Consider the following 1,987-nt stretch of genomic DNA (forward strand, 5'->3'; position numbering starts at 1 on the left):
CTCGCCGTCTATGCGGCGGGGGTGAGTTCGGCCTGGCCGAACAGCAGCGCGTAGCCGGTGGGGAGCTGGTGGAGGATGCGGGTGATCAGGTCGGGGCCGGTGTGGGCCGTGACGGCGGCGAAGACGGAGCCGGTGTCCCAGCGGGTGGTGGCCAAGGAGGCGCCGGAGCGGGCGGCGAGGTCCTTGACGAAGGCCCAGCCGGTCAGCGGCCGAGGGTCGGGGATCTGTGCGGTCAGCACGAGTGCGGCCTCCAGGGGCAGGCAGGCGGCCAGGTCGACGCGTTCGTCGCCGGTCAGCTGCCGCCCGAGCCCGGCCAGGACCAGGCGGACGGCTTCGTCGGCCTGCTCGCGGGTGGGGTAGGCGCCCTCGTAGCGGACCTTCTCCAGCATCTGCTCGTACGCCGTGGAGTACGGCTGCTGGTGGCCAAGCGGTACGCGCACGTCGGAGATCACTGCGGTGCATGCCTTTCATGAGGTCATGGGGTGCCGGGCGGCACCCCGGGTCTTGGTCAGGCGGGCTGGGGGCGGCCGAAGAGGAGGTCGTAGCCGGCGGGGAGCTGGAGCAGGATCTGCCCCGTCAGCTCCTCGCCCGCCGTGTCGGCGACGGTGGACAGTACGGCGCTGACGTCCCAGGTCGCGGTCTGCTCGGTGGCGCCCTCGATCCATGCGGCGGTCGCGCGGACGAACCGCTGCGCAGACAGCGGTTCGGCGCTCTGCAGCGGGTTGAGCAGGATCAGGGCGAAGCCTTCCGGCAGGCGTGCCGCGAGCTGGGCGCGGACCTCTCCGACCAGGTGCGCGCCGAGCAGGGCGAGCACCACGCGGGACGCGCGATCGGCTTCCTGTTGGGTGTCGTATCCGCCGCGCTCGGTGACGCGGTCGAGGAACGCTTCGTGTCGCAGGGTCATCTCGGCCCACCCATTCCTCTGGGAACAGTCCGCAAAGGTGCGGAGGGCGGGGAGGGGGAGATCAGGTGTCCGTCCTCCGCACCGGTCCGGCCGGCGTCAGCCGGAGATCTCCTTGTGGGCGGAGCCCACGCCGATGGAGATCCTGCGGGGCTTGGCGCGCTCGGCGATCGGGATGCGCAGGGTGAGCACGCCGGCGTCGTAGTCGGCCTGGATGCGCTCGGTGTCCAGGGTGTCGGCGAGCACGATCTGGCGGGAGAAGACGCCCAGCGGCCGCTCGGACAGCTCCATCTTCACGTCGTCGGCCTTGGCCGCCGGCCGCCGCTCGGCCTTGACGGTGAGCATGTTGCGCTCGACGTCGATGTCGATCGCGTCCGCGGTCACGCCGGGGATGTCGAAGGCCACCACGTACTCGTCGCCCTCGCGGTAGGCGTCCATCGGCATCACCGACGGCTTCGACCAGGTGCCCGGGCCCATCAGCTGCTGCGCCATGCGGTCCAGCTCACGGAAGGGGTCAGTGCGCATCAACATCGTGAAACACCTCCAGCGGGTTCGGGCAGTTGCTGCCAATGCGCTGCACTGACACCGTTGTAACATGTCATCCATCGGATGACAAACAAGATGTCGTCGACCTGATGACCTTCCCGGGGAGGTGCCCGTGACCGCAGCCGACCAGCCGCCCACGACCCCTGCCGACGCCCACGGCCCGGCGTCCTTCCTCGCCGCCGCGGCGGCCCTTGCCGCCATAGACGGCGCGCTGCGCGATGCCCGGCACGAGACCCCCGACGCCGCCGGGCCCGCTCCCGAGCAGGCGCTGGCCTCCCTGATGCTGCTGCGGCAGGTCCGCGAACAGCTCGCCGGATGGGAGACCGGCCTGATCGAGACCGCCCGCGACGCGGGCGCCAGCTGGGCCGACCTCGCCGGCCCCCTCGGCGTCGCCAGCCGCCAGGCCGCCGAACGCCGATACCTGCGCGGCCGCCCCGGCGCCGTCGGCACCACCGGCGAACAGCGCGTGACGGCCACCCGCCAGGCCAGGGCCGCCGAACGCTCCTCCGCCACCTGGGCCCGCGCCAACGCCGCCGACCT

4 protein-coding genes are annotated in these 1,987 nt (G+C 72.2%); 1 reads left to right on the forward strand and 3 read right to left on the reverse strand.

Annotated elements, in window-relative coordinates; translation table 11 throughout:
• Positions 1-8 precede the first annotated feature (8 nt).
• The 3 genes from ACZ60B_RS42890 to ACZ60B_RS42900 form a co-directional block, all read right to left on the reverse strand.
• A complete protein-coding gene (locus tag ACZ60B_RS42890; protein ID WP_469397512.1) occupies positions 9-452 on the reverse strand; it encodes a DUF2267 domain-containing protein in 444 nt (147 codons plus the stop codon).
• 56 nt (positions 453-508) lie between these two features.
• Entirely contained in the window at positions 509-904 is a 396-nt protein-coding gene (locus tag ACZ60B_RS42895) for a DUF2267 domain-containing protein (RefSeq protein WP_469397514.1), read from the reverse strand.
• A gap of 96 nt (positions 905-1,000) precedes the next feature.
• Positions 1,001-1,432 carry an Hsp20/alpha crystallin family protein gene (locus ACZ60B_RS42900; protein WP_469397517.1) on the reverse strand — a complete coding sequence of 144 codons (432 nt, stop codon included), beginning with the start codon at positions 1,430-1,432 and terminating at the stop codon, positions 1,001-1,003.
• Between the two features lie 127 nt (positions 1,433-1,559).
• On the opposite strand from ACZ60B_RS42900, the gene ACZ60B_RS42905 reads away from it, so the two are divergent.
• The coding region (locus ACZ60B_RS42905) for a type III effector protein (protein WP_469397519.1) at positions 1,560-1,987 on the forward strand (428 nt) is incomplete at its 3' end.

This window comes from Streptomyces sp. NPDC104096 (assembly GCF_055584385.1).

Coding starts and splice junctions, on each gene's coding strand:
- ACZ60B_RS42895 (WP_469397514.1), bottom strand. CDS start 904: ATGACCCTGCGACACGAAGCGTTCCTCGACCGCGTCACCGAGCGCGGC.
- ACZ60B_RS42900 (WP_469397517.1), bottom strand. CDS start 1,432: ATGTTGATGCGCACTGACCCCTTCCGTGAGCTGGACCGCATGGCGCAG.